A 26,167-nucleotide genomic window follows, 5' to 3' on the forward strand; every position below is an offset into this window, starting at 1 on the left:
CCCTTTGCCCAAGGGTAGCCGGAAATCTCCGGCGGCGGCAGCCGCCCGTCCATAGCGTGACCCATGTCCGCCTATGGCACACAGGATGCTTGCGGTAAAGTCTGCCCATCGTGGAGGAACCCAATGAACGCAGTCGTATCAGCCAACCTGGTCGGCATCACCGGTATCGCCCGCCGCCTGGTCCTTGACGGAGTCTTGGACGAGGCCGCCGCCCGCGAGGCGTTGGACAAGGCCACCAAGGAGCGCAAGCCCGTCGCGCTGTACCTGCGCGAGGCCAAACTGGTCACGACGGCCCAGATGGCCGCGGCGAACTCCATGGAGTTCGGCATGCCGGTGTTCGATCCATCGGTCATGGACGGCAGCATGAGCGCGATCAAGCTGGTCAGCGACGAGCTGCTGTCCAAGCACACCATCCTTCCCCTGTTCAAGCGCGGCGGCAAGCTGTTCGTGGGCACCACCGACCCCACCAACACCCATGCCCTGGACGAGGTGAAGTTCCACACCAACCTGGTGGTGGAGCCCATCCTGGTGGACGAGGACAAGATCCGCCGCTGCATGGAGCTGTGGCAGGACGCCGGGGACAGCTTCGGCGACGCCTTGCAGGACTCGGAAGGCTTGGACAACCTCGACATCAGCGGAGGCGAGGACGAGGGCGGTGATTCCGGCGTCGACGCCAAGGGCGACGACACCCCGGTGGTCAAGTTCGTCAACAAGGTCCTGATCGATGCCATCAAGAAGGGGGCATCGGACATCCATTTCGAGCCATATGAGGACGATTTCCGCGTCCGCCTGCGCATCGACGGCATCCTCAAGCAGGCCGCCAAGATGCCGGTGAAGCTGAACCAGCGGATCACTGCGCGCCTGAAAGTCATGGCCCAGCTGGACATCGCTGAAAAGCGCGTGCCACAGGACGGCCGCATCAAGCTCAACCTGAGCAAGACCAAACAGATCGACTTCCGCGTCAGCACCCTGCCGACCCTGTTCGGCGAAAAGGTGGTGCTGCGTATCCTGGACGGCAGCGCCGCGAAGCTGGGCATCGAGAAGCTGGGCTACGAGCCGGAGCAGCAGAAGATCTTCCTCGATGCCATCCACAAGCCCTACGGGATGGTGCTGGTCACCGGCCCCACCGGCTCGGGCAAGACGGTCAGCCTGTACACGGCGCTCGGCATCCTGAACGACGACATGCGCAACATCTCGACTGTTGAGGATCCGGTGGAAATCCGCCTGCCCGGCGTGAACCAGGTGCAGCAGAACGTCAAGCGTGGCATGACCTTCGCCGCGGCCCTGCGCAGCTTCCTGCGCCAGGACCCGGACATCATCATGGTCGGCGAGATCCGCGACCTGGAAACCGCCGAGATCGCCATCAAGGCCGCCCAGACAGGCCACATGGTGCTTTCCACCCTGCACACCAACGACGCCCCGCAAACGATCGCCCGCTTGATGAACATGGGCATCGCGCCCTACAACATCACCAGCTCCGTCACCGTGGTGGTGGCCCAGCGCCTGTGCCGCCGGCTCTGCCCCAAGTGCAAGCGGCCGCAGGACCTGCCCGACAACGCCCTGCTGGCCGAAGGCTTTACCGCCGACGAGATCCACGCGGGTTTCACGATCTACGAGGCTGTGGGCTGCGACGAGTGCACCGGTGGCTACAAGGGCCGGGTGGGCATCTACCAGGTGCTGCCGATGAGCGACGAGATCCAGACCATCGTGCTGCAGGGAGGCAACGCGCTGCAGATCGCCGAGGTGGCGAAGGCAGCAGGGGTGAAGGACCTGCGCCAGTCGGCGCTGCTGAAGGCGAGGAACGGGCTGACGAGTCTGGCCGAGATCAACCGGATTACGGTCGACTGAGTGTTTTGCGGCTGAAGGAAAGGTCGGAACCCGGAGCGGCGTCACAAACGGAAATTTCACTTTCCGCCGCAAGGGTTTAGGATGGACTCTTGCGGCCTGGTCGGGGTTCCGGGCCTTTAGGGGAGTCTGAACATGGCTGTGACCGGTAGCGCCGCGCGAACCGCCGCGAAGAAGCCCGTTGCGCACCAGCGCGCGGGCGTTGAGCTGACGCCTTTCGTCTGGCAGGGCACGGACAAGCGCGGCAAGAAGATGAAGGGCGAGCAGTCGGCGAAGAACGCCAACCTGCTCCGCGCCGAACTGCGCCGCCAGGGCATCACGCCCCAGGTGGTCAAGCCCAAGCCCAAGCCCTTGTTCGGCAGCGCGGGCAAGACCATCTCTGCAAAAGAGATCGCGGTGTTCAGTCGCCAGTTGGCGACCATGATCAAGTCCGGCGTGCCGATCGTGCAGGCGCTGGAAATCATCGGCAACGGCAACAAGAATCCGCGGATGAAGACCATGGTCGATTCGCTGCGCCTGGACATCGAGGGCGGCTCGTCGATTTTCGAAGCCATGAGCAAGCACCCGGTTCAGTTCGATGAGCTGTACCGGAATCTGGTCAAGGCCGGTGAAGGCGCGGGCGTGCTCGAGACTGTGCTCGAGACCATCGCCACGTACAAGGAGAACATCGAAACCCTCAAGGGCAAGATCAAGAAGGCCTTGTTCTACCCGGCCACAGTGGTTGCGGTGGCGCTGATTGTGAGCGCGATCCTGCTGGTTTTCGTGGTGCCGCAGTTCGAAGCGGTTTTTCAAGGCTTCGGTGCAGATCTTCCGGCGTTCACCCAGATGATCGTGACTGCGTCCGACTTCTTGGTGGCCTGGTGGTGGTTGGTGCTATTCATCGTCGTCGGTACGATCTTTGCCCTGATCTTTTTCTTCAAGCGCTCACCCGCATTCCAGCATCTCTGCGACCGGATGATCCTCAAGGTCCCAGTGATCGGCCAGGTGATGCACAACTCGTCGATCGCCCGCTTTGCACGCACCCTGGCCACCACGTTCAAGGCCGGCGTGCCGCTGGTGGAGGCCTTGGATATTGTCGCCGGCGCAACCGGCAACACGGTCTACGAGAAAGCCACCCACGAGATCAAGAACGACGTGGCGGTCGGCTACCAGCTCAACATGTCGATGAAGCAGGTCAACCTGTTCCCGCACATGGTCATCCAGATGGCGGCGATCGGCGAAGAAGCCGGCGCGCTCGACACCATGCTGTTCAAGGTCGCCGAGTTCTACGAGGAAGAGGTCAACAACGCGGTGGACGCGCTGTCCAGCCTGCTGGAACCGATGATCATGATCTTCATCGGTGGCGTGGTCGGCAGCATGGTCATCGGCATGTACCTCCCGATCTTCAAACTCGCCGCGGTGGTCTGACCGACCAGTGGCCTTCCTCGACCAGAACCCCGAGATCGGCTATCCGCTGGTCGCAGGCCTCGGCCTGCTCGTCGGCAGCTTCCTCAACGTGGTCATCCTGCGCCTGCCCAAGCGCATGGAGTGGCAGTGGAAGCGCGACAGCCGCGAGATGCTGGGCGAGCCGGAGCTCTACGATCCGCCGCCGCCGGGCATCGTGGTGGAGCGCTCGCACTGCCCGCACTGCGGCCACCAGCTGAACTGGTACGAGAACATTCCGGTGTTCAGCTGGCTGGCGCTGCGCGGCAAGTGCCGCTCGTGCCGCGCGCCGATCTCGGTGCAGTATCCCGCGGTCGAGCTGCTCACCATGCTGCTGGTGCTGGCCAGCGTGTGGACCTTCGGCTTCGGCTGGCAGGGCTTTGGCGCGGCGCTGCTGAGCTGCTACCTGGTCGCGCTGGCGGGCATCGACCTGCGCACCCAGCTGCTGCCGGATTCGCTCACCCTGCCATTGCTGTGGCTGGGGCTGATCGCGGCGGTGGAGAACCTGTACCACGGGCCCAAGGCGGCCCTGCTCGGTGCGATCGCCGGCTATGTGAGCCTGTGGACCGTGTGGTGGGGCTACAAACAGTTCACCGGCAAGGACGGCATGGGCCACGGCGACTTCAAACTGCTGGCCGCGCTGGGCGCCTGGTGCGGACTGGCGGGCGTGCTGCCGATCATCCTGGTGTCGTCGCTGGTGGGCGCCGTGATCGGTGGGGCGTGGTTGCTCTTCAAGGGCCGCGAGCGCGCCACCCCGATCCCCTTCGGCCCGTTCCTCGCGATCGCCGGCTGGCTGGTCTTCATGTGGGGCGACCCGATGATCAGCTGGTACCGCAACCTGGCCGGCTTCTGACCCGCCCTCCCCCGATATTCGTGGGACGCAGGATCATCACGGGATTGCTTGGACAGCGCGCGCGAACCGTACGGCGCGCAGGCTAGACTTCGCCCCCATGGCCCACTACACCATCGCCCTCACCGGCGGCATCGCCTCGGGCAAGTCCGAGGTCGAGCGCCGTTTCCGCGCCCTGGGCGTATACGTGGCCGATGCCGACGTGGCAGCGCGCGAGGTGGTGGAACCCGGAACGCCGGGACTCGCGGAGGTCGTGGAGGCCTTCGGCCCCGACGTGCTGGGAGCCGACGGCGGGATGGACCGCCCGGCCATGCGCCGACGCGTCTTCGCCGACGCCACCGCCCGCCTTCGCCTGGAAGCCATCATCCACCCCCGCGTACGCGCCGCGCTGCGCACCGCCTGCGAAGCCGCCCCCGGCTCCTACGCCATCGCCGCGATCCCGCTGTTCGCCGAGGCCGGCCGCGACGCCTACGCCGCCTGGGTCGACCGCGTGCTGGTGGTGGACGTGCCGGTGGAGCTGCAGCTGGAACGCCTGCTGCGCCGCGACGGCATCGACGAGACCCTGGCCTGGCGGATGATCCGCGCCCAGGCCACCCGCGAACAGCGCCTGTCCGTAGCCGACGACATCATCACCAACGATGGCCCCCTGGACGCCCTGGACCCCGCCGTGGCCACCCTCCACGCCCGCTACCTCGCCCTGGCCCACGCCACCCCCCGCCCCCTGTAGGAACCGCTGCAGCGGCGATCCCCGGGATCCATATGAGGGCCGAGTGCGGCCGCTATCGCCGGGCGCCACCCCAGAGGCTGCGGATGGCGGCGATGCCCTGCGCGCCGTGGTGGCGGGCGTCTTCGAGGTCGGTGGGGGCCAGGCCCCCGAGGGCGTAGATCGGGAGGCTGACATTCTCACGCAGGCGGACGAAGGCATCCCAGCCGATGCCCGGTTCGCCGGGGTGCGTGGCGGTCGGCTTCACCGGGCCGAGGACGACGAAGTCACAGCCCAGGCGCGCGGCGTGGGCGAGGTCTTCGGCGGTGTGGCAGGACGCGGCCAGCGCGGCGCCTCCGGCCAGCGCGGGGCGTTCGGCCAGGCCCGCGAGCTGGGCGGCGCGCAGGTGCACGCCGGTGCCGAGCTCACGGGCCAGGGCGATGTCGGCGTTGAGCAGCAGCCCGGCGTTGGCGCTGCGGCAGCGTTCGGCGGCGGCGATCGCGAGCTGGCGGTGCAGGTCGGGACTGAGGCCGGGAAGGCGGAGCTGGATGCGGGCGACGCCGCTGGCGAGGGTCGCATCGAGGGTGGAAAGCCAAGCGCTCCTGCTGGAAACAAGGTCGGGGCTGATGGCGTAGCGATCAGGCTGCAGCAGCGCGGCCACCACCGGGATGTCCGCCGGCGGCATGGCGTAGCTGGGGAGCTTGTGCGGCGGCACCCAGGCCAGGGCCTGGCCTTCGAGTCCGCGGGGAATTCCGGTCCAGCGCGAGACGCGGCGGACGTCCAGGCGCAGGCGCTTGTCGGCATAGGCCTGGGGCACGGTGATCAGGTGGCCGTCGACGCGGGCCTCGATGCCGAGTTCTTCGTGCAGTTCGCGCGCGAGCGCGGCCTCGGGCGTTTCGCCCTGTTCGCGCTTGCCGCCGGGAAACTCCCAGAGGCCGGCGAGATCGCGGCCCTCGGTGCGTCGGGCCAGCAGGATCCGGCCGCGGGCGTCGGTGATGACGCCGGCGACGACGTCGACCTGCTTCAACTGCGACCCCCGCCCAGGAAGTGGGTCAGGCGATCTGCCCATGGCAGTGCTTGTACTTCTTGCCGCTGCCGCAGGGGCAGGGTTCGTTGCGGCCGACCTTGGGCGTGCGGTCGGCGGGGTCGCCGTCGTGCTGGTAGTCGGGCGTGGCGGCTTCTTCGTCGGCGCTGTAGCCGCCGCTGTCGGCGTGCTGGAACTGCAGCTGCCGGGCCTGGGCTTCGGCCTGGGCGCGTTCCTGCGCTTCCAGCGCGGCCACTTCTTCCTCGCTGCGCACGCGCACGCGCGACAGCATCGTCACCACTTCGCGCTTGACCTTGTCGAGCAACTCGGAGAACAGCTCGAAGGCTTCCTTCTTGTATTCCTGCTTGGGCTGCTTCTGGGCGTAGCCGCGCAGGTGGATGCCCTGGCGCAGGTAGTCCATGCGCGCGAGGTGCTGCTTCCAGTTGTCGTCGAGCACACTGAGCATGATGTGCTTCTCGAGCATGCGCATGGTCTCGGGGCCGATGCCATCCGTCTTCTCGACGACGGCCTGCTCCACCGCTTCCTGCACGTAGCGCAGGATGCCTTCGGCATCGAGCTCGGACTGCGCGGTGGCCCAGTTCACCAGCTCGAGCTGCAGGCCGAAGTCGGCGGCGAGCGTGGCCTCGAGGCCCGGGAGGTCCCACTGGTCGTCGACCGAGTCCGGCGGCACGAAGCTGTCCACCACGTCGGCCACGACGTCGCCGCGGATGCCGGCGACGTGGTCGGCGATGTCGTCGGACTCGAGCAGCTCGTTGCGCTGGCCGTAGATCACCTTGCGCTGGTCGTTGTTGACGTCGTCGAAGTCGAGCAGGTTCTTGCGGATGTCGAAGTTGTGCGATTCGACCTTGCGCTGGGCGTTGGCGATCTGCTTCGACACCAGCGGGCTTTCGATGATGTCGTCTTCCTTCAGGCCCATGCGCGCCATCACCTTCTGCACCCAGTCGGCGGCGAAGATGCGCATCAGGTTGTCTTCCAGCGACAGGTAGAAGCGGCTGGAGCCCGGGTCGCCCTGGCGGCCGGAGCGGCCGCGGAGCTGGTTGTCGATGCGGCGCGATTCGTGGCGTTCGGTGCCGACGATGTGCAGGCCGCCGGCGGCCTTGACGGCGTCGTGGCGCTGCTGCCAGTCGGCCTTGAGTTTGGCGAGGGTGGCCTCGTCCAGCGGCTCGCCCTTCTCCGCTTCGAGTTCGGCGATCTCCGCTTCCAGCGAACCGCCGAGCACGATGTCGGTGCCGCGGCCGGCCATGTTGGTGGCGATGGTGACCGCGCCCGGGCGGCCGGCCTGGGCCACGATCTGCGCCTCGCGCTCGTGCTGCTTGGCGTTGAGCACTTCGTGGTGGATGCCGGCCTCGGTCAGCTGCTGGCCGAGCATCTCGGACACTTCGATCGACGTCGTGCCCACCAGCACCGGCTGGTTGCGCGCGTGCGCTTCCTTGAGCTCGGCGACCACGGCGCGGTACTTGCCGGCGCGGTTGAGGAACACGGCGTCGGGATGGTCGATGCGCACCATCTCCCGGTGGGTGGGGATCACCACCACTTCCAGGCTGTAGATCGACTGGAACTCGAAGGCTTCGGTGTCGGCGGTGCCGGTCATGCCCGCAAGCTTGTTGTACATGCGGAACAGGTTCTGGAAGGTGATGCTGGCCAGCGTCTGGTTCTCGCGCTGGACCGGCACGCCTTCCTTGGCCTCGACCGCCTGGTGCAGGCCGTCGGACCAGCGCCGGCCGGTCAGCGTGCGGCCGGTGAATTCGTCGACAATCACCACTTCGCCGTCGCGCACGATGTAGTCGACGTCGCGCTGGTAGATGGCGTGCGCGCGCATGGCGGCGTTGAGGTGGTGCACGACGTGGATGTTCTGCGGGTCGTACAGGCCATCGTCCTCCTCGAGGATGCCGGCGCGGCGCAGCAGGGTCTCGGCCAGCTCCTGGCCGGCCTCGGACAGATGCACCTGCTTGCCCTTCTCGTCGACCCAGTAGTCGCCTTCGGACTGTTCGTCGGCCTGGCGGGTGAATTCGGGAACGATGCGGTTGACCTTGATGTACAGGTCGGGCGTTTCATCGGCGGGGCCGGAGATGATCAGCGGCGTGCGCGCCTCGTCGATCAGGATCGAGTCGACCTCGTCGATGATCGCGTAGTGCAGGCCGCGCTGGTAGCGCTGGTCCTTCGACAGCGCCATGTTGTCGCGCAGGTAGTCGAAGCCGAATTCGTTGTTGGTGCCGTAGGTGATGTCGGAGTTGTAGGCGGCGTTCTTGTCGCCGTGCGGCATGCCCGGGTAGACCACGCCGACCGACAGGCCGAGCCAGTTGTACAGGCGGCCCATCCAGGCCGAGTCGCGGCGGGCGAGGTAGTCGTTCACCGTCACCACGTGCACGCCCTTGCCCTCGAGTGCGTTGAGGTAGGTCGGCAGGGTGCCGACCAGGGTCTTGCCCTCGCCGGTGCGCATCTCGGCGATCTTGCCGGTGTGCAGCACCATGCCGCCGACCAGCTGCACGTCGTAGTGGCGCATGCCCAGCACGCGGACCGAGGCCTCGCGGCAGACGGCGAAGGCTTCGGGCAGGAGCTTGTCGAGCGACTCGCCGTTGGCGATGCGCTGCTTGAACTCGGGGGTCTTGGCCTGGAGCTCGGCGTCGGAGAGCGCCTGCATCTGCGGTTCGAACGCGTTGACCTTGGCGACGACCTTGCTGAACTGACCGACGATGCGTTCGTTGCGGCTGCCGAAGACACTGGTGAGCAGGCGATTGAGCATTGGATGACCGGTTGGATGGATGGGAGGCCGGAGTGCCCGGCCAGGAATGTCTCGCCAGAAACGGAAAAAGGGCGCAGGGCGCCCTTTCCGTTGGCCGCGACATTGTAGCGTGGGGGTCGCGGACCCGCCTATCAAGCCTCCCCGGGAGGGTCAGCCCTTCTCGCCGAGGAACTTGCGCGGGTTCACGACGTGGCCGTTCTCCCAGACCTCGAAGTGCACGTGGGCGCCGGTGCTGCGGCCGGTGCTGCCGGCGCGGGCGATCTTCTGCCCCACGCGGACCAGGTCGCCGACCTGGACGACGTTGGCGGAGTTGTGGGCATAGCGGGTGACGTAGCCGTTGCCGTGGTCGATCTCGACCACGTTGCCATAGCCCGAACGGCGGCCGGAATAGCTGATCACGCCGTCGGCCACGGCCATGACGGTGTCGCCGGTACTGGCGCTGAAGTCGATGCCCTTGTGCCAGGCGGCGCCGCGGCCGAAGGGGTCGGCGCGGCGGCCGAAGCCCGAGGTGATGTAGCTGGCGGACACCGGCGAGCGCGAGGGCACGGCGTTGCGGTCGAGCTCGCGGTTGAACAGCAGCATTTCGAGCACCGACAGCTGGCCGCCGGCGGTGCCGAACTCGAGGTCCACGCCGGTGATGCCTTCGCGCAGCTCGCCGGCGGCCATGTCGGCGACCGGGCCATGGCCGCCGATGCCGACCGGACTGTTGAAGTCGAACTCGCCATCGCCGAGCTGGGCCACGCGGGTCAGGCGGTCGCCGAGCGCGTTGAGACGATTGGCCTGGGCCTGCAGCTCGCCCAGGCGGGCGGCCAGGGCGTTGACCTCGCGCTGGGCGGCGCGGCGGGTATCTTCGATCCGGGTGTCCTGGCTGGCGATCTCCGCGCGCAGCGCGTTGACCTCGGCCGACTGCACGGCGGCGCCGGCCGCGGCGCCGACCACCAGGGTCGCGGCGATCACCGCGAGCCGGTTCCGGCTGCCGGCCTGCACGACACGGTGCGCGCCCAGTCGGGCGTAATGCATGAGCCAGTCGTGTGAGTGTTGAAGCGTCCGGTGTAGAGTCATCTGTATGTCTGCTGGCAATGCCAAATCGGTGTCCCCAAAAGGTCTGCGCGCCGCGTTCGACGCGCTCGCGGCCGATGTCTCCGGCCGTTCCCCGATCCAGCGTGCCATGTGGCTCGACGCGCTCGATCGCACCCTGCGTCCCCACATTTCCCCTTCACTGGCCGCGCACGCGCGGCTTGCGAATGTGGATGGCGCAAAGCTGGTGTACCTGGTGGATTCGCCGCTCTGGAACGCAAGCCTGAGGCTTGCCGCTCCAGCGCTCCTGGACGCCGCCCGTTCGCACGGGCTGGAAGTCCGGGAGCTCAGGATAAAGACGACCACCCAGCCGCTGTTCCCGCCTGCGCGGGTTGAAGCGACCTCACGTCCGTTGTCGGCAAACGCACCGGAGGGGCTGCGGGCTGCCTTGGCGTCCCTGCGATTGCCCGTGGGCAAGGACAAGGACGTCTCCTGAATTCGCGCCGGCGTTTTCGCGCCGACTGGGCATCCTAACGGCCGGGCAGTGCCCAAACGTTAACGAAACCGAAGGTTCTTATTCGGTTTTCGTTAATATTTCATTAAAGTGTGACGTCGAAAGCAAGACGCCGTGAACGTGGACAGGCCGGGTTGGGCTTCGTGCACGGCCTTGCTGGCTGCGCTCAGGCGGCCGGTTGCAGCTCGCCGTAGGTCACCGGGCCTGCCACGGCCTCGGGGAAAGTCACCTCGTCCCAGGCATCCACGTCCGCCAGCAGCGCGCGCACCAGCGTGTTGTTCAGCGCGTGCCCGGACTTGTAGCCTTCGAAGGCGCCGATGATCGGCCGGCCGGCGAGATAGAGGTCGCCGACGGCGTCAAGGATCTTGTGGCGGACGAACTCGTCGGCGTAGCGCAGGCCGTCCTCGTTGAGCACCCGGAAGTCGTCGAGCACGATGGCGTTGTCCATCGAGCCGCCCAGGCCCAGGTTGCGGTCGCGCATGTACTCGAGATCGCGCATGAAGCCGAAGGTGCGGGCGCGGCTGACCTCCTGGATGTAGTTCTCGGTGGAGAACTCCACCACCGCCCGCGAGCGGGTGGTCGGGATGGCGGGGTGGTTGAAATCGATGGTGAAGCCCAGGCGGAAGCCGTCGTAGGGCTCGAAACGGGCGATCTTGTCGCCGTCGCGGACCTCGACCGGGCGCTTGATGCGGATGAAGCGCTTGGGCGCGTCCTGCTCGACGATGCCGGCGGACTGCAGCAGGAACACGAACGGACCCGAGGAGCCGTCCATGATCGGCACCTCGGCCGCGGACAGCTCGACCATGATGTTGTCGATGCCCAGGCCGGCCAGCGCCGACATCAGGTGCTCGACGGTCTGCACGTTGGCGCCGCCGATGGACAGGCCGGTGCACAGCGTGGTCTCGGTGACCAGGGTGGCCTCGGCCGGGATCTCGACCGGCGGCTCGACGTCGACGCGGCGGAACACGATGCCCGAATCCGGCGGCATCGGGCGCAGGGTCATGAACACTTTCTCGCCACTGTGCAGCCCCACGCCGGTGGCGCGGGTGACGTTCTTGATGGTGCGCTGCTGGACCATTCACTGACTCTGGGTGGTGATGCCGGGCACTTCAAGCGCAGGCAAATGAAAGCGGCTCGCAATTTAGCATGGCGCCCGCTGAACCTGAACGGAAATGGCCGTCCCACGGACGCAGCGGCAGCCGCCGGCCGCAGGAGCGGCTACAGCCGCGACCGCCCCCCCCCACACCCCATGCAGGTCGCGGCTGCAGCCGCGACCGTGGTGGTCGCAGCTGTAGCTGCTCCTGCGCAAGCCAGGAGTCAGTCGGCCTGGCGACGCAGGAACGCCGGGATGTCGAGGTAGCCCGAATCGTTCCCACCGCCGAAGTCCGCCACCGCCGGGGTCGTCGGTGCCGGTTCCGCCGAACCCCTGCGCAGGCCCATGCCGTGGCCGGCATGCATCGGCTGCGGCTCGTCATCCTCGATCAGCATGCCGGTGGTGCCGTCGCGGCGGCCGGCGGTGTTGATCAGCTGGATGTTCGGGCGGCGCTGGGCTTCGCCGAAGCCGGCGTCGCGGCCGTAGCCGGTGTCGCGCACCACGCCGCGGGCCTGGGCGCGGTTGAGGCCGGTGGCGACCACGGTCACGCGCACGTCGTCCTGCATGTCCGGGTCGAGCACGGTGCCGATGACGATGGTGGCGTCCTCGCTGGCGAAGTTCTCCACCGTGCGGCCGACCTCGTCGAACTCGGCCATGGTGAAGTCCGGGCCGGCGGTGATGTTGACCAGGATGCCGTTGGCGCCGGCCAGGTTGACGTCGTCGAGCAGCGGGTTCTGGATCGCGGACTCGGCGGCGGCCTGCGCGCGGTCGTCGCCGCGGGCGGTGCCGGTGCCCATCATTGCCAGGCCCATCTCGCTCATCACGGTGCGCACGTCGGCGAAGTCGACGTTGATCAGGCCGGGACGCACGATCAGGTCGGCGATGCCCTGCACGGCGCCGAGCAGCACGTCGTTCGCCGCGCGGAAGGCCTGCACCATGGTCGCGTTGCGGCCGAGCACGGTGATCAGCTTCTCGTTGGGGATGGTGATCAGCGAGTCGCAGTTGGCCGACAGTTCCTCGATGCCCTTCAGCGCCACCTGCATGCGGCGGCGGCCTTCGAACGGGAACGGCTTGGTGACCACGGCGACGGTCAGGATGCCCATCTCCTTGGCCATCTGCGCCACCACCGGTGCCGCGCCGGTGCCGGTGCCGCCGCCCATGCCGGCGGTGATGAACACCATGTCCGCGCCCTGCAGCGCTTCCATGATCTGGTCGCGGTCCTCGAGCGCGGCCTGGCGGCCGACCTCGGGGTTGGCGCCTGCGCCCAGGCCCTTGGTCACGCTGTTGCCCAGCTGCAGCTGCAGCTTGGAGCCGTTGTTCTTGATTGCCTGCGAGTCGGTGTTGGCGGTGATGAACTCAACCCCGTCCACGCTGCTGTTGACCATGTGGTTGACCGCGTTGCCGCCGCCGCCGCCCACGCCGATGACCTTGATGATGGCGTTGGGGGCCATCTTCTCAACCAGTTCAAAGTGCGCCATGTCCGTAGTCCTCTTGATGTCGTTATGTGGTGCTGGTGTTTTCTAGTTGTTGGTGGTGTTGCGTGTTGCTGTCTGTTTTCGTCGTCGCCCTGTCCGTTTCCGCGGCCATGGCCGTTCCGGCATTCGCATGTGCTTGGCCATGGTCAGAACTCTCCGTTGAACCAGGTCTTGAGCTTCTTCAGCAGGCTGCCGGCGCGGCCGGTGGGCAGCACGGGGCGCCGCGGATTCTCGATCTGGCTGCCCATCAGCAGCAGGCCGACGCCGGTGGCGTGGACCGGGTTGTTCACCACTTCGCCGAGTCCGGTGACGTGCTGCGGGATGCCCACGCGCACCGGCATCTGCAGCATTTCCTCGGCCAGCTCGACCACGCCTTCCATCTTCGCGGCGCCGCCGGTGAGCACCATGCCGGCGCGCACGTGCTGCTCGAAGCCCGAGCGGCGCAGTTCGGCCTGCACCATCTCGAAGATCTCCTCGTAGCGGGCCTGCACCGCCTGCGCCAGCGACTGCCGCGGCAGGCGCCGCGGCGGGCGGTCGCCGACGCTCGGCACCTGGATCGACTCTTCGCTGGTCGCCAGCTGCGCGAGCGCGCAGGCGTAGCGGACCTTGATCTGCTCGGCTTCCGGCGTGGGCGTGCGCAGCATGTGCGCGATGTCCTCGGTGACCTTGTCGCCGGCGATCGGCAGGCTGGAGGTGTGGCAGATCGCGCCCTGCACGAACACGGCCAGGTCCGTGGTGCCGGCGCCGATGTCGACCATCACCACGCCCAGTTCGCGCTCGTCGCTGGTCAGCACGGCGGTGCTCGAGGCCAGCGACGACAGCACCAGGTCGTCGATCTGCAGGTCGCAGCGCTGCACGCATTTGGAGATGTTGGCCGCGGCCGACTGCGCGCAGACCACCAGGTGCGCGTGCACCTCCAGGCGCACGCCGGTCATGCCGACGGGGTTGCGGATGCCTTCCTGCGAATCGTCGAGCACGTACTCACGCGGGATCGCATGCAGGATGCGCTGGTCGGCCGGGATCGCGACCGCCTTGGCGGCGTCGAGCACGCGGTCGAGGTCGCTCCAGGTGACCTCGCCGTCGCGGATCGGGACGATGCCCGGCGAGTTCTTGCACTGCACGTGGCTGCCCGAGATCGAGGCGTAGACCGAGCGGATGTCGCAGCCGGCCATGAGCTCGGCCTCTTCGATCGCGCGCTGGATCGACTGCACCGTCGACTCGATGTCCACGACCACGCCGCGCTTGAGCCCGCGCGATTCGTGGCTGCCGATGCCGATCACCTCGATGGGGTTGCCCGGCGAGTACTCGCCGACCAGGGCCACCACCTTGGAGGTGCCGATGTCGAGGCCGACGATCAGGGCCTTGTCGCCTTTGCGGTTCATGCGTTGCGTTCCTCGGCCCAGGTCAGGGCAAAACCATTCGTGTAGCGGAGATCGGCGCGCGACAACGGCTGCTGCCGCTGCGCCAGGAGCTGCGGAAGCTGGCGGGCGAAGCGCGCCATGCGGGTGCGCACCTGGTGGCTGCCGATCACCACCTCGGTGCCGTTGGAAAGGACCAGCGCCCAGCTGCCGCGGCTGTCGAGCAGCAGCGCGCGCACGCTGTAGCCCGCCGGCGCGAACTGCACGCGCGCAGCGTGGTACAGCTCGACCACGTCCGAAGCGCGGCCATCGGGACCGTGCAGCAGCGGCAGGCCCTGCGGCATGTCGATGCCTTCGGCGGGGAAGACGCGGCCCTGCTGCGACAGCAGGCGGTCGTCGCCCCAGCGCGCGAAGGGACGGTGCTCCTGCACGCGCACTTCGAGCACATCGGGCCAGCGCTTGCCGACCTCGACCTGCTCCACCCACGGCAGCACGGCCACGGCCGTGCGCGCGTCGTCCAGGCGCACGGCGAAGAAGCCCTGCTGCGCGTATGGCAGCACCGCCGCGCGCACCGCGGCCGGATCGACCTGCTGCAGGTTGTCGTTGATGCGCAGCGTGCGCAGCGGCCAGCGATCGGCGCCGATCCAGCCCTGGACCACGGCCACCACCGGCAGCGCGATCAGCGCCACCGCCAGGGACCAGGCAAGGATGCGGGCGAGCGCGTTCACAGCGTCTGCTCCAGCACGCGCCAGCACAGTTCTGCGTAGTCGCAGCCGAGCTCGCCGGCGGCCTTGGGCACCAGCGAATGGCTGGTCATGCCGGGCGCGGTATTGATCTCGATCAGCTGCAGGCCGCGTTCGCGGTCGCGCATCACGTCCACCCGGCCCCAGCCGCTGCAGGCGGCGGCGCGGAAGGCGCGCAGCGCGAGCGCGCGCAGTGCGGCTTCGTCCTCGCCTTCGAGTCCGGGGCACAGGTACTGCGTGTCTTCGGCGACGTACTTGGCGTGGTAGTCGTACCACTCGCCGGCGGGCACGATGCGGATCGACGGCAGCGCGACATCGCCGAGGATGCCGACGGTGAGTTCATCGCCGCGCACCATCTGCTCCATCAGCAGTTCGCCGTCGTAGCTCGCGGCGAATGCGATGGCGGGCGCGAGGTCGGACTCGGCCAGCACGCGGAATACGCCCACGCTGGAGCCTTCGCTGGACGGCTTCACGAACACCGGCAGGCCCAGGCGCTGCGCGGCGGCACGCAGGTCGGCGCCTCTGGGCAGGCGTTCGTAACGCGGCGTGGGCAGGCCTTCGGACAGCCACACCTGCTTGGTGCGGATCTTGTCGAGCGTGAGCGCGCAGCCGAGCACGTCGGAGCCGGTGTACGGCACGCGCAGCGCGGCGAGCAGGCCCTGCAGCACGCCGTTCTCGCCGACGCCGCCGTGGAGGATGTTGAACACGCGGTCGAAGCGGCCGGCCTGCAGCGCATCGAGCAGCGCGGGCACGCCGTCGACGCCCTGCGCATCGACGCCGCGCGAACGCAGCGCCGCGAGCACGTTGCCGCCGGAGTCCAGCGACACCTCGCGCTCGCTGGTGTCGCCGCCCATGAGCACGGCCACGCGCCCGAAGGCCGCGGGATCGGTCACGCGCAGCGCGGGCAGGCGCTCGCTCACGCGTCCTCCCCTTCTTTCGGGAAGCCTTCGGCGACCAGGTTCTGAGCGATCTGGCCGATGTCGCCGGCGCCCATCACCAGCAGCAGGTCGCCGTCCTCGAGGATGTCGGGCAGCACGCCGCGCAGGTCGGCGGGGCCGTTGACCACCACCGGGTCGATGCGGCCGCGGGCGCGGATCGCCCGCGCCAACGCACGCGCGTCGGCATTGGCGAGCGGCTGCTCGCCGGCGGGATAGACCTCGGTCAGCACCAGCGCGTCGACGTCGGACAGCACGCCGGCGAAGTCGTCGAGCAGGTCGCGGGTGCGGCTGTAGCGGTGCGGCTGGAAGGCGACCACCAGGCGGCGCTCGGGCCAGCCGCCGCGGGCGGCCTCGAACACCGCGGCGAGTTCGCGCGGGTGGTGGCCGTAATCGTCGACCAGCTGCACGGTGGCGCCGCGCGCGGTGGTCAGTTCGGCCAGGCGGTTGAAGCGGCGGCCGATGCCCTCGAACTTCGCCAGCGCGGCGCGGATCGCACCGGGCTTCACGCCCAGCTGCCAGGCGACGGCGGCCGCGGCCAGCGCGTTCTGCACGTTGTGGCGGCCGGGCAGCGCCAGCTCCATCGGCGTGACCGACGCGTCGGGCAGCATCAGGTCGAAGTACATGGTCGGGCCGTCCTGGCGCACGTTGTCGGCGCGCACGTCGGCATCGGCATGGAAGCCGTAGGTCATGACGTGGCGCGACACCGCGCCGGACAGGGCCTCGACCTCGGGGTCGTCGATGCACAGCACGGCCAGGCCGTAGAACGGCAGCCGGTGCAGGAACTCGGAGAAGGCCTGCTGCACGCGGGCGAAGTCGCCGCCGTAGTTCTCGAGATGATCGACGTCGATGTTGGTGACGATGGCCACCAGCGGGTTCAGGCGCAGGAAGCTGCCGTCGCTCTCGTCGGCCTCGGCCACCAGCCAGTCGCCGCCGCCCAGGCGCGCGTTGGCACCGGCGGCCAGCAGCTTGCCGCCGATCACGAAGGTCGGGTCGAGCCCGCCCTCGGCCAGCACGCTTGCGAGCAGCGAGGTGGTGGTGGTCTTGCCGTGGGTGCCGGCCACGGCGACGCCGCGGCGGAAACGCATCAGCTCGGCCAGCATTTCCGCGCGCGGCACCACCGGGATGCGCTGCGCGCGCGCGCCCATCAGCTCCGGGTTGTCGGGCCCGATGGCGCTGGAGATGACCACGCAGTCGGTGCCGAGCACGTTGGCCGCGGCGTGGCCGCGGTGCACGGTGGCGCCGAGGCTGGCCAGGCGGCGGGTGACCGCGCTGTCGGCGGTGTCCGAACCCGAGACCTGGTAGCCCAGCGTGCACAGCACTTCGGCGATGCCGCTCATGCCGGTGCCGCCGATGCCGATGAAGTGCACGCGCGAATGCCGCCGCGCGAAGTCGGCCATCGGCACGCCGTGGGTGTCGTGGAGGCGCTGGATCATGCCTGTGCTCCCGGCGTGAGCCTGGGTTCGATGCGCTGGCGCAAACGGGCCGTGCCGCGCGCGGCCAGCGACGGCACCGGCTGCGCGGTCGGCGGCGGTGGCGACTGGCTGGCGGCGGGCGCAGCGCCTTCGCCGCGCAGGCGGGCGACCTGGCGCTGGGTGCGGTCGAGCTCGTAGGACACGCGCAGCAGCAGGCCCACGGCGACGCAGGTCATCATCACGCTGGAGCCGCCGGACGACACCAGCGGCAGGGTCAGTCCCTTGGTCGGCAGCAGGCCGAGGTTGACGCCGATCGACACCAGCGCCTGCAGGCTCAGCCACAGCGCGATGCCGAAGGCGATGTAGCCGGCGAAGTGGCGGCGCGTCTCCACGCAGCGCAGGCCCACCAGGAAGGCGCGGCCGACCAGCAGCGCGTACAGGCCGATCACCAGGCAGACGCCGACGAAGCCGAGCTCTTCCGCGATCACCGCCAGGATGAAGTCGGTGTGCGCCTCGGGCAGGTAGTTGAGCTTCTGGATCGACGCGCCCAGGCCCACGCCCCAGAACTCGCCGCGACCCACCGCCATCAGCGCGTTGGCCAGCTGGTAGCCGCTGTTGAAGGGATCGGCGAAGGGATCCATGAAGGACGTCAGGCGGCGCATGCGGTAGGGCTCGGCGATCGCCACCAGGGCCAGCACCGGCAGCAGCGCCAGCACCGGCGCGGCCATGCGCGGCAGGTGCACGCCGCCCAGCACCAGCATGCCGGCGGTGATCGCCAGCAGCAGCGCCAGCGAGCCGAAGTCCGGCTGCAGCGCCAGCAGCACCATCAGCACGATGGTCACGCCGATGGGCTTGAGCATCGCGCCCCAGGTGGCGTTGACCTCGTCGCGGAAGCGCACCAGGTAGCTGGCGAGCCAGACGATGTACATCACCTTCACCGCCTCGACCGCCTGGAAGTTGGACACGCCCAGGTTGATCCAGCGCTGCGCGCCGTTGACGGTGTGGCCGATGCCCGGCACGAACACCAGCAGCAGGGCCACGAAGCAGCCGACCAGCAGCAGCCGGTCGAAACGCTCGATGGTCTTGAGCTCGGTGCGCATCGCCCACCAGGCCAGGCCCGCACCCAGGGCCATGAACATCACGTGGCGCACCAGGAAGTAGTACGGGCCGACGCCCAGTTCCTCGCCGACCGCGATCGAGCTCGAGGCCACCATCACGATGCCCAGCGCGGCCAGCGCGATCACGGCGCCGAGCATCCACGGGTCGAAGCGCCCGCCGATGGACTCGAGGCGGACGGCTTGGCTGCTGCGGTCGTGGGTCCGGTCCATCAGCGCACCTTCAACGTGGCGAGGCCGACGAGGACCAGGACCACCGAGATGATCCAGAAGCGGACGATCACGCGCGGCTCCGGCCAGCCCTTGAGCTCGAAGTGGTGGTGGATCGGCGCCATCCGGAACACGCGCTTGCCGGTGAGCTTGAACGAGGCCACCTGGATGATCACCGAGAGCGTCTCGATGACGAAGATGCCGCCCATCACCACCAGCACCAGTTCCTGGCGCACGATCACCGCGACCGTGCCGAGCACGGCGCCAAGCGCCAGCGCGCCGATGTCGCCCATGAACACCATCGCCGGATAGGTGTTGAACCACAGGAAGCCGAGCCCTGCCCCGGCAATCGCCGCGCAGATGATCACCAGCTCGCCGGCGCCGGGCACGCGCGGGATCTGCAGGTATTCGGCGAACTGCGCGTGGCCCGAGGCATAGGCGAACACGCCCAGGGCGCAGGCGACCAGCACGGTGGGCATGATCGCCAGGCCGTCGAGGCCGTCGGTCAGGTTCACGGCGTTGGAGAAGCCGACGATCCAGAAGTAGGCGATCACCACGAAGGAGAGACCGGCCAGCGGCAGCGCCACGGCCTTGAAGAAGGGGATGTAGAACGTGGTCGCCGCCGGGGTGTCGGCGGTGTAGAGCAGGAACAGGCCGGCGGCCAGGCCGAACAGCGACTGCAGCGCGTACTTGGTGCGCGAACGCATGCCGTTGGGATCGCGCTTGACGATCTTGATCCAGTCGTCCCACCAGCCGATGGCGCCGAAGGCGACCATCACCGCCAGCACCACCCAGACGTAGCGGTTGCGCAGGTCGCCCCAGAGCAGCGTCGATGCGAGCACGGTGAGCAGGATCAGGCCGCCGCCCATGGTCGGCGTGCCGGCCTTGGAGAAGTGGGTCTGCGGACCGTCCTGGCGGATCGGCTGGCCACCCTTGTACTGGGCGAGCTTCCGGATCACCGCCGGGCCCCACCACAGCGACAGGAACAGTGCGGTGAGCGCGGCGAGGATGCCGCGGAAGGTGAGGTAGCCGAACAGGCCGAACAGGCCCTCGAGCTGCTCCAGCCAGCGCGTGAGTTCAAGCAGCATCGGTATCGCCTCCTTCCAGCAGCGCGCGGACCACGCGATCCATCGCGCTGCCGCGCGATCCCTTCACGAGGATGGTGGGTGCATCGGCACCGGGTGCCGCGACCATTGCGGCGATCAGCGTTGCCGCCAGCTCCGCGTGCGATCCGGACACCGCCGCACCCTCGCCAAACGCCTCCGCCGCCTTCGCGGCCAGCGGCCCGAGCGCGAACAGCTTCGCCACGCCGGCCTCGCGGGCGCGCCGGCCCGCGGCTTCGTGCAGCGCGATCGCGTCCACGCCCAGCTCGCGCATGTCGCCCAGCACCAGCCAGCCACCACCGCGCGTGGCCGCCAGGGTGTCGATGGCCGCGGCGAGCGAGCCGGGGTTCGCGTTGTAGCTGTCGTCCACCAGCCAGGCACCGCCCGGCAGGCGGCGGCGCACCAGGCGGCCTTCCACCGGCCGCGCGCCCGTCAGCCCTTCGGCGATGGCGGCAAGCGGCGCGCCGCAGGCCAGCGCCAGGGTGGCGGCGGCCATGGCGTTGGCGATGTTGTGCCGGCCGGGCAGCGACAGCGACACGGTGGCCTCGCCGTCCGGCGTGACCAGGGTGAAATCGCTGCCGTCCTCGCGCAGGGCGATGTCGCGGGCGCTGACGTCGGCGCGGGCGCCGAAGCCGAAGCGCAGCAGACGACGGCCGTGCGCGCGTTCGGCGAAAAAGGATTCGAAGGCGTCGTCGGCGTTGATCACCGCGGTGCCGTCCGCGGGCAGCGCGTCATAGATCGCGGCCTTGGTGTCGGCGACGGTGGCCAGGCTGCCCATGCGTTCCAGGTGCGCCGGCGCGATGTTGTTGACCAGGGCCACGCGCGGGCGCGCGATGGCGGCGAGGTAGGCGATGTCGCCGGGCTTGCCCGCGCCCATTTCGTACACGGCGAAGCGGGCGTCGTCGTCGGCGTCGATGATCGCCAGCGGCAGGCCGATCTCGTTGTTGCGGTTGCCGGGGCTGGCGGTGACGGAGGCGACGCCGCGGAGGATCGACAGCACCAGCTCCTTGACGCTGGTCTTGCCGTTGCTGCCGGTGATCGCGACCACGTCCTGCCCGCTGCGCACGGTCTGCAGCGCGGCGGCAAGCGAACCCAGGGCCTCGACGGTATCGCCCACCACGACCTGCGGCAGCTCCGCGTCGACCGGGCGCGAGACCAGGGCCGCCACTGCGCCCTTGGATGCCGCCGCGGCCACGTGCTCGTGGCCGTCGAAATTCTCGCCCGCGATCGCCACGAACAATGGCGCGCCGCTGCCGGCCGACAGCGTGCGGCTGTCGGTCACGATCGCGTCGACCATGAGGTCCCCGCCCTGCAGGCGGCCATTGCAGGCCTGGGCGATGCGGGAGAGCAGGAGCGGCTTCATGCCCGCGCTCCCAGGGCGCGCTGCGCCACGTCGCGGTCGTCGAAGGGATGGCGCACGCCGTCGATTTCCTGGTAGGGCTCGTGGCCCTTGCCGGCAACCAGCACGATGTCGCCGGGGCCGGCGGCGCCGACGGCGCGCTCGATCGCGGCGGCACGGTCGCGCTCCACCGTCACCGAGGAGGGATCGCTGAAGCCGGCCATGATGTCGGCGACGATGGCATCGCCGTCTTCGCCGCGCGGGTTGTCGTCGGTGACCACCACGGCATCGGCGCCCTGCTCCGCGGCGGCCGCCATTTCGGGGCGCTTGCCGCGGTCGCGCTCGCCGCCGCAGCCGAAGACGCAGGTGATGCGCCCGGCGGCGTGCGCGCGCACGCCGGCCAGCGCCTGTTCCAGGGCGTCGGGCGTGTGCGCGTAATCGACCACCACCAGCGGCAGGCCGCCCTGGCCGCCGAGGCGGTTCATGCGGCCGGCGATCGGCTGCAGCTGGCCGAGCACGCGCGCGATGTCGGCGGCGGCGATGTCCTGGGCATGCAGCACGCCGGCCACGGCCAGCAGGTTCTCGATATTGAAGCGGCCGAGCAGCGGCGAACGCACCGGGTGGCTCTCGCGCCCGACGCGCAGGTCGAAGGCGATGCCCGCGGCATCGAGCACGATGGCCGACGCCGTGATGGTCGCTGCGTCCGCGGCGCGCGCGCTGGTGCCGATGCGGCGCAGGCGCTCGGGCAGGCGCGCGAACAGTTCGCGGCCGAAGCCGTCGTCGATGTTCACCACCGCCGCCGCCAGCCCCTGCACTGAAAACAGGCGTTCCTTGGCGATGCCATAGGTGGCCATGTCGCCGTGGTAGTCGAGGTGGTCGCGGGTGAGGTTGGTGAACACGCCGACCTGGAAGTGCACGGCGTCCACGCGGCCCTGGTCGAGCGCGTGCGAACTGGTTTCCATCGCCACCGCCTGCGCGCCGGCGTCGCGCAGTTCGGCGAGCAGCTCATGCACCTGCAGCACCAGCGGCGTGGTGAAGCCGGTCGGGCGCAGCGCGCCGTGCAGGCCGGCGCCGAGCGTGCCGATGCTCGCGGCGCGGCGACCGAGCAGCTCCCAGGCCTGGGCGAGCAGCTGCACGGTGGAGGTCTTGCCGTTGGTCCCGGTGATCGCGACCGTCGACATCGCAGCCGAAGGCCGGCCGTGGAATGCATCGGCCATCGCGCCCATGCGCGCGCGCAGGCCCGGCACGGCGATGGCGCCCGGCGGGGGCGCCGGCACGTCGGCAGGCACTGGCGGCTCGTACATCACCGCCGCGGCACCGTCGGCCAGCGCGCGCCCGGCGAAGTGCAGGCCGTGCGTGCCGAAGCCGCCGATCGCGACGAAGCCGTCGCCCGGGCGCACCGTGCGGCTGTCGAGCACGAGGCCCGAGACCTCGAGCGTGGCCGGCACGCCGGCGACGTCGGGCAGCAGTTCGCTAAGCGGCATGCGGGGGCTCACTGACCTGCTCCCGATGCCACTGCGGGCGTGGCCGCAACGCGCGGCGCGTTGCGCGCGCGCTCCTTCGCCTGCTGCTTCGCCTGTTCGGCCAGCCAGGTCTCGATGTCGTCGGGCGGCACGTCCATCAGCCGCAGCGCGCCGTCCATCACGGTCTGGAACACCGGCGCCGACACCGGGCCACCGTAGATGCCCTTGGTCGGATCGGGATCGTCGATCACCACCGCCATCGCGAAGCGCGGGTTCTCCACCGGCACCACGCCGGCGAAAAAGGACACGTAGCGGCGCGAGTAGCCGCCGCCGGACGCCTTGCGCGCGGTGCCGGTCTTGCCGGCCACGTGGTAGCCCGGGATCGCGGCCTGGATGGCGGTGCCGCCGGGCTCGGTGACCGTCTGCATCATGCGCAGCACGGTGTCGGCGATCCCGGCCGACAGCACCTGCCGGGGCTCGGCGTGCTGGCCCTTGACCAGGGTCGGCTGCATCGCCCTTCCGTGGTTGGCCAGCGTGGCATAGGAATGCGCGATCTGCAGCGGCGTGGCCGACAGGCCGTAGCCGTAGCTCATGGTCTGCTTGGTGGTGCCGCTCCAGCCGTCCGCCGGCTGCAGCAGGCCGGAGGCCTCGCCCGGGAAGCCGCTGCCGGTGCTCTTGCCGTAGCCCAGCCGTGCCAGGAAGTCGTGGAAGTACTGGTTGTCCAGCTTCTGCACGATCATCGACGTGCCGATGTTGGAGCTCTTGGTGATCACGCCCGTGGTGTCGAGCACGCCCAGGTTGCGGTGGTCGGTGGTGCGGTAGCGGCCGTTGGCGATCCAGCCGGGATTGGTGTCGAAGATCGTGTTCACGGTGATCACGCCGGCTTCGAGCCCGGCGGCCACGGTGATCGGCTTGATCGTCGAACCCGGCTCGATCAGGTCGGTGACCGCGCGGTTGCGGCGCGCATCGCGGTGCTCGCCGGTGACCGCGTTCGGATTGAAGGTGGGCAGGTTGGCCATGGCGAGGATCTCGCCGGTGGCGATATCGAGCACCACCGCCGAGCCCGCGACGGCGCCGGTGCGCTGCAGCGTGGCGCGCAGCTCGCGGTGCGCGAGGTACTGGATGCGGCGGTCGATGCTGAGCGTGAGGTCCTTGCCCGGCTGCGCGGCGCGCACCAGGTCGACGTTCTCGACGATGCGGCCGCGGCGGTCGCGGATCACCTTCTGCGCGCCCGGAATGCCGCTCAGCCACTCGTCGAACGCGAGCTCCACGCCCTCCTGGCCGGCGTCGTCGATGTTGGTGAAGCCCAGCACGTGCGCCAGTGCCTCGCCCTGCGGGTAGAAGCGGCGGAACTCGCGCTGCGAGAACACGCCCGGGATCTTGCGGGCCAGGATCAGCTCGGCCTCGCTGGGATTGATGCGGCGCTTGAGGTAGACGAACTCCTTGTCCGCGCGCTGCGCCAGCCGGCGCTCCAGATGATCGAGCGGCACGCCCAGCGCTTCGGCCAGCTCCGGCAGGCGATCCGGCGTCTTCAGCAGCTCCTGCGGATTGCCCCAGACGCTGTCCACCGGCGACGACACCGCCAGCGGCTCGCCGTTGCGGTCGGTGATCATGCCGCGCGAGGTCGGGATCGGGATCTCGCGCAGGAAGCGCGAGTCGGCCTTCTGCTGGTAGTAGGCGTTGTCGACCAGCTGCAGGTCGACCGCGCGCGCCACCAGCACGACGCCGCAGGCGCCGAGCACGCCGACCACCAGCTTCAGCCGCCCGCGCAGGTTGAACTGCGCGCGACCGCGGGGCCGGACGGTGCCGCTGCGGTCGCGACGGAACTTCATGGCCGCACCACCACGATGTCCCCGGCTTCCGGGAACTTCATGCCCAGCCGCATGCGCGCGACGTGGTCGATGCGGTTGGCCTCGGCCCAGGTGGCCTGCTCGATCTGCAGCCGGCCGAAGTCGATATTCAGTTCGTCGCGTTCGTCGACCAGGCGGGTCAGCTCGACGAACAGCTGGCGGTGCTGGTGGCGCGCGTGCACCACGCCGATCGCGGCGAGCACGTTGGCGATCAGCAGCACGATGACCAGGAAACGGGTCACGGACGCGCCTCCAGCTTCTCGGCCACGCGCAGCACGGCGCTGCGCGCGCGCGGGTTGCCGGCGAGTTCGTCCGAGCCGGCGCGGATCGCGCCGCCGATCTCGCGCAGCGTCGGCACGAAGGGCGTGGCTTCGGGCAGGCGACGGTTGCCCGCCGGCGGCTTTGCACGGGCGGCGATGAAGCGTTTGGCGATGCGGTCTTCCAACGAGTGGAAGCTGATCACCGCCAGGCGTCCGCCCGGATGCAGTGCGACCTGGGCGGCTTCGAGGCCCGCCTCGAGGTCGGCCAGCTCGCGGTTGATGTGGATGCGGATGCCCTGGAAGGAGCGCGTGGCGGGATGGATCGCGTGGCGGCCGGGCTTCGGACGCGGCATCACCGAGGCGATGAGCTCGGCGAGTTCGGCGGTGCGGGTGATCGGCGCCTGTGCGCGGCGCTCGACGATCGCGCGGGCGATGCGGCGGCTCATGCGCTCCTCGCCATAGGTCCAGAGCACGTCGGCGATCTCGTCGGCCGGCGCGCGTGCAAGCCACTCCGCGGCGCTTTCGCCGGAATCGGGGTCCATGCGCATGTCCAGCGGGCCGTCCTTGCCGAAGCTGAAGCCGCGCGCGGCGACGTCGAGCTGGGGCGAGGACACGCCGAGGTCGAACAGCACGCCGTCCAGGCCGTCGGCAACGGCGTCCCACTGGCCGAGGTCGGCGAAGCTGCCGCGGCGGATCGAGACGCGCGGGTCCGCTCCGAACTCGCGCTCGGCGACGGCGATCGCATCGGGATCCTTGTCCATGACCAGCAGCCGGCCTCCGCTCCCAAGCGCCTGCAGCACGCCGCGCGCGTGGCCGCCGCGGCCGAAGGTGCCATCCAGGTAGGTTCCGTCCTCACACACGCGCAGCCCTTCCATGACCTGCGTAAACAAGACCGGAAGGTGCGCGGAGCGGGCATCCGCGGCACCCGCGGTCACAACTGCAACCCGTCCAGTTCGTCGCCGAAATCGTCGTCGCCCAGCGGCGTCTCGATCTGCGTGCGATGTGCCTGTTCGCTCCAGAGTTCGAACTTGTCGCCCATGCCCAGCAGCACGGCCTTCTTTTCGATGCCGATGGCGTTGCGGTGGCTGGCCGGGATCGAGATGCGGCCGTTGCCGTCGGGCTCGACGACCGTCGCCGCGCCGACCAGCTTCAGCTGCAGGCTGCGGTGGGCCTTCTTGACCTTGGACAGCGCGTTGACGCCATCACGCACCTTTTCCCAGGCGGCATGGGGATAGATGTAGAGCGAGCCCTTCTCGAAGGGGTTGTAGGCGATGACCAGGCGGTTGCCGAATTCGGACGCGACAAGGTCCCGGTAGCTGGTCGGAATCGCCAGCCGTCCCTTGTCGTCGATCGTGATGGCGTGCTCGCCCTGCAACACTTGCTGTCCGCTCCGTGCCCGTCTGTGGCGGGCTTCATGCTATAGGAAAAACCACGATATTCCCGGTCTCCCCACGCATCGCCACCTTAGGAGCGCTCCACACCCTTGTCAACAGCTGCCGACAGGAATTTTCATCAGGCAGGTCAATGACTTGCGCAACACTTCAGAGACTTGTTCAAGCTTTATCCACAAGCTGCTGTTTACTCTCAAATTTCAAGAACCGTAACGCCGTTTTCACGCGAACTGTGCATTCGCGCACAAAAAAGCCGGGGCCCCTTGCGGGACCCCGGC

Annotated in this window: 22 protein-coding genes; 5 read left to right on the plus strand and 17 right to left on the minus strand. The window is 69.1% G+C overall.

Going from position 1 to position 26,167, the window contains the following annotated elements:
* Positions 1-123 precede the first annotated feature (123 nt).
* The 4 genes from pilB (at position 124) to coaE (ending at position 4,844) form a co-directional block, all read left to right on the plus strand.
* Positions 124-1,848, plus strand: coding sequence for a type IV-A pilus assembly ATPase PilB (gene pilB / locus E2169_RS04825; RefSeq protein ID WP_132985505.1), 1,725 nt, complete (start codon positions 124-126; stop codon positions 1,846-1,848).
* 132 nt (positions 1,849-1,980) lie between these two features.
* Positions 1,981-3,252, plus strand: a complete 1,272-nt coding sequence (locus E2169_RS04830) for a type II secretion system F family protein (protein WP_132985506.1) — start codon at positions 1,981-1,983, stop codon at positions 3,250-3,252.
* 7 nt (positions 3,253-3,259) lie between these two features.
* Positions 3,260-4,120, plus strand: a complete 861-nt coding sequence (locus E2169_RS04835; protein ID WP_132985507.1) for a prepilin peptidase — start codon at positions 3,260-3,262, stop codon at positions 4,118-4,120.
* A 97-nt stretch (positions 4,121-4,217) separates the two neighbouring features.
* Entirely contained in the window at positions 4,218-4,844 is a 627-nt protein-coding gene (gene coaE / locus E2169_RS04840; protein ID WP_132985508.1) for a dephospho-CoA kinase, read from the plus strand.
* Between the two features lie 52 nt (positions 4,845-4,896).
* On the opposite strand, the gene E2169_RS04845 is transcribed toward coaE, so the two are convergent.
* From E2169_RS04845 to E2169_RS04855, 3 genes are all read right to left on the minus strand, one after another.
* Positions 4,897-5,889 carry a Nudix family hydrolase gene (locus tag E2169_RS04845; protein ID WP_132985509.1) on the minus strand — a complete coding sequence of 331 codons (993 nt, stop codon included), beginning with the start codon at positions 5,887-5,889 and terminating at the stop codon, positions 4,897-4,899.
* The gene (gene secA, locus E2169_RS04850; protein ID WP_132985510.1) at positions 5,873-8,608 is read right to left on the minus strand and encodes a preprotein translocase subunit SecA; all 2,736 of its coding nucleotides are present in this window, start codon (positions 8,606-8,608) and stop codon (positions 5,873-5,875) included. Before secA ends, E2169_RS04845 begins: the two co-directional genes overlap by 17 nt.
* 150 nt (positions 8,609-8,758) lie before the next feature.
* Positions 8,759-9,628: a M23 family metallopeptidase gene (locus E2169_RS04855; protein ID WP_308422574.1), complete on the minus strand. Its 870-nt coding sequence runs from the start codon at positions 9,626-9,628 to the stop codon at positions 8,759-8,761.
* Between the two features lie 46 nt (positions 9,629-9,674).
* On the opposite strand from E2169_RS04855, the gene E2169_RS04860 reads away from it, so the two are divergent.
* Complete coding sequence (locus E2169_RS04860) at positions 9,675-10,121, plus strand: DciA family protein (protein WP_132985512.1); 447 nt, start codon at positions 9,675-9,677, stop codon at positions 10,119-10,121.
* Between the two features lie 184 nt (positions 10,122-10,305).
* Here E2169_RS04860 and lpxC read toward each other — a convergent pair whose 3' ends face one another.
* The 14 genes from lpxC to mraZ form a co-directional block, all read right to left on the minus strand.
* Complete coding sequence (lpxC, locus tag E2169_RS04865) at positions 10,306-11,217, minus strand: UDP-3-O-acyl-N-acetylglucosamine deacetylase (RefSeq protein WP_132985513.1); 912 nt, start codon at positions 11,215-11,217, stop codon at positions 10,306-10,308.
* Between the two features lie 239 nt (positions 11,218-11,456).
* Positions 11,457-12,710 (minus strand): cell division protein FtsZ, encoded by a 1,254-nt coding sequence (ftsZ, locus tag E2169_RS04870; protein ID WP_132985514.1) that lies wholly within the window; start codon positions 12,708-12,710, stop codon positions 11,457-11,459.
* A gap of 143 nt (positions 12,711-12,853) precedes the next feature.
* Positions 12,854-14,089: a cell division protein FtsA gene (gene ftsA / locus E2169_RS04875; protein ID WP_132985515.1), complete on the minus strand. Its 1,236-nt coding sequence runs from the start codon at positions 14,087-14,089 to the stop codon at positions 12,854-12,856.
* Positions 14,086-14,793 (minus strand): cell division protein FtsQ/DivIB, encoded by a 708-nt coding sequence (locus tag E2169_RS04880; RefSeq protein ID WP_165942331.1) that lies wholly within the window; start codon positions 14,791-14,793, stop codon positions 14,086-14,088. Before E2169_RS04880 ends, ftsA begins: the two co-directional genes overlap by 4 nt.
* Positions 14,790-15,728, minus strand: a complete 939-nt coding sequence (locus tag E2169_RS04885; RefSeq protein WP_132985517.1) for a D-alanine--D-alanine ligase — start codon at positions 15,726-15,728, stop codon at positions 14,790-14,792. Before E2169_RS04885 ends, E2169_RS04880 begins: the two co-directional genes overlap by 4 nt.
* Entirely contained in the window at positions 15,725-17,179 is a 1,455-nt protein-coding gene (gene murC / locus E2169_RS04890; RefSeq protein WP_132985518.1) for a UDP-N-acetylmuramate--L-alanine ligase, read from the minus strand. The genes E2169_RS04885 and murC overlap by 4 nt, the downstream gene beginning before the upstream one ends.
* Complete coding sequence (gene ftsW / locus E2169_RS04895; protein WP_132985519.1) at positions 17,176-18,486, minus strand: putative lipid II flippase FtsW; 1,311 nt, start codon at positions 18,484-18,486, stop codon at positions 17,176-17,178. Before ftsW ends, murC begins: the two co-directional genes overlap by 4 nt.
* Positions 18,486-19,571 carry a phospho-N-acetylmuramoyl-pentapeptide-transferase gene (gene mraY / locus E2169_RS04900; protein WP_132985520.1) on the minus strand — a complete coding sequence of 362 codons (1,086 nt, stop codon included), beginning with the start codon at positions 19,569-19,571 and terminating at the stop codon, positions 18,486-18,488. Before mraY ends, ftsW begins: the two co-directional genes overlap by 1 nt.
* Positions 19,561-20,949 carry a UDP-N-acetylmuramoyl-tripeptide--D-alanyl-D-alanine ligase gene (locus E2169_RS04905; RefSeq protein WP_132985521.1) on the minus strand — a complete coding sequence of 463 codons (1,389 nt, stop codon included), beginning with the start codon at positions 20,947-20,949 and terminating at the stop codon, positions 19,561-19,563. Before E2169_RS04905 ends, mraY begins: the two co-directional genes overlap by 11 nt.
* A complete protein-coding gene (locus E2169_RS04910; protein WP_132985522.1) occupies positions 20,946-22,421 on the minus strand; it encodes a UDP-N-acetylmuramoyl-L-alanyl-D-glutamate--2,6-diaminopimelate ligase in 1,476 nt (491 codons plus the stop codon). The genes E2169_RS04905 and E2169_RS04910 overlap by 4 nt, the downstream gene beginning before the upstream one ends.
* Complete coding sequence (locus tag E2169_RS04915; protein WP_132985523.1) at positions 22,418-24,220, minus strand: peptidoglycan D,D-transpeptidase FtsI family protein; 1,803 nt, start codon at positions 24,218-24,220, stop codon at positions 22,418-22,420. The genes E2169_RS04910 and E2169_RS04915 overlap by 4 nt, the downstream gene beginning before the upstream one ends.
* Positions 24,217-24,480 carry a cell division protein FtsL gene (gene ftsL, locus E2169_RS04920; RefSeq protein WP_132985524.1) on the minus strand — a complete coding sequence of 88 codons (264 nt, stop codon included), beginning with the start codon at positions 24,478-24,480 and terminating at the stop codon, positions 24,217-24,219. The genes E2169_RS04915 and ftsL overlap by 4 nt, the downstream gene beginning before the upstream one ends.
* Positions 24,477-25,433 carry a 16S rRNA (cytosine(1402)-N(4))-methyltransferase RsmH gene (rsmH, locus tag E2169_RS04925; RefSeq protein ID WP_243707992.1) on the minus strand — a complete coding sequence of 319 codons (957 nt, stop codon included), beginning with the start codon at positions 25,431-25,433 and terminating at the stop codon, positions 24,477-24,479. Before rsmH ends, ftsL begins: the two co-directional genes overlap by 4 nt.
* Positions 25,430-25,876 carry a division/cell wall cluster transcriptional repressor MraZ gene (mraZ, locus tag E2169_RS04930; protein ID WP_132985526.1) on the minus strand — a complete coding sequence of 149 codons (447 nt, stop codon included), beginning with the start codon at positions 25,874-25,876 and terminating at the stop codon, positions 25,430-25,432. Before mraZ ends, rsmH begins: the two co-directional genes overlap by 4 nt.
* Positions 25,877-26,167: the final 291 nt, after the last annotated feature.

It is taken from the genome of Luteimonas terricola, from assembly GCF_004352845.1.
GTDB classification, from domain to species: Bacteria; Pseudomonadota; Gammaproteobacteria; order Xanthomonadales; family Xanthomonadaceae; genus Luteimonas; species Luteimonas terricola.

Coding starts and splice junctions, on each gene's coding strand:
- pilB (WP_132985505.1), top strand. CDS start 124: ATGAACGCAGTCGTATCAGCCAACCTGGTCGGCATCACCGGTATCGCC.
- E2169_RS04830 (WP_132985506.1), top strand. CDS start 1,981: ATGGCTGTGACCGGTAGCGCCGCGCGAACCGCCGCGAAGAAGCCCGTT.
- coaE (WP_132985508.1), top strand. CDS start 4,218: ATGGCCCACTACACCATCGCCCTCACCGGCGGCATCGCCTCGGGCAAG.
- E2169_RS04845 (WP_132985509.1), bottom strand. CDS start 5,889: ATGGGCAGATCGCCTGACCCACTTCCTGGGCGGGGGTCGCAGTTGAAG.
- secA (WP_132985510.1), bottom strand. CDS start 8,608: ATGCTCAATCGCCTGCTCACCAGTGTCTTCGGCAGCCGCAACGAACGC.
- E2169_RS04855 (WP_308422574.1), bottom strand. CDS start 9,628: ATGCATTACGCCCGACTGGGCGCGCACCGTGTCGTGCAGGCCGGCAGC.
- E2169_RS04860 (WP_132985512.1), top strand. CDS start 9,675: ATGTCTGCTGGCAATGCCAAATCGGTGTCCCCAAAAGGTCTGCGCGCC.
- lpxC (WP_132985513.1), bottom strand. CDS start 11,217: ATGGTCCAGCAGCGCACCATCAAGAACGTCACCCGCGCCACCGGCGTG.
- ftsZ (WP_132985514.1), bottom strand. CDS start 12,710: ATGGCGCACTTTGAACTGGTTGAGAAGATGGCCCCCAACGCCATCATC.
- ftsA (WP_132985515.1), bottom strand. CDS start 14,089: ATGAACCGCAAAGGCGACAAGGCCCTGATCGTCGGCCTCGACATCGGC.
- murC (WP_132985518.1), bottom strand. CDS start 17,179: ATGATCCAGCGCCTCCACGACACCCACGGCGTGCCGATGGCCGACTTC.
- ftsW (WP_132985519.1), bottom strand. CDS start 18,486: ATGGACCGGACCCACGACCGCAGCAGCCAAGCCGTCCGCCTCGAGTCC.
- mraY (WP_132985520.1), bottom strand. CDS start 19,571: ATGCTGCTTGAACTCACGCGCTGGCTGGAGCAGCTCGAGGGCCTGTTC.
- E2169_RS04905 (WP_132985521.1), bottom strand. CDS start 20,949: ATGAAGCCGCTCCTGCTCTCCCGCATCGCCCAGGCCTGCAATGGCCGC.
- E2169_RS04915 (WP_132985523.1), bottom strand. CDS start 24,220: ATGAAGTTCCGTCGCGACCGCAGCGGCACCGTCCGGCCCCGCGGTCGC.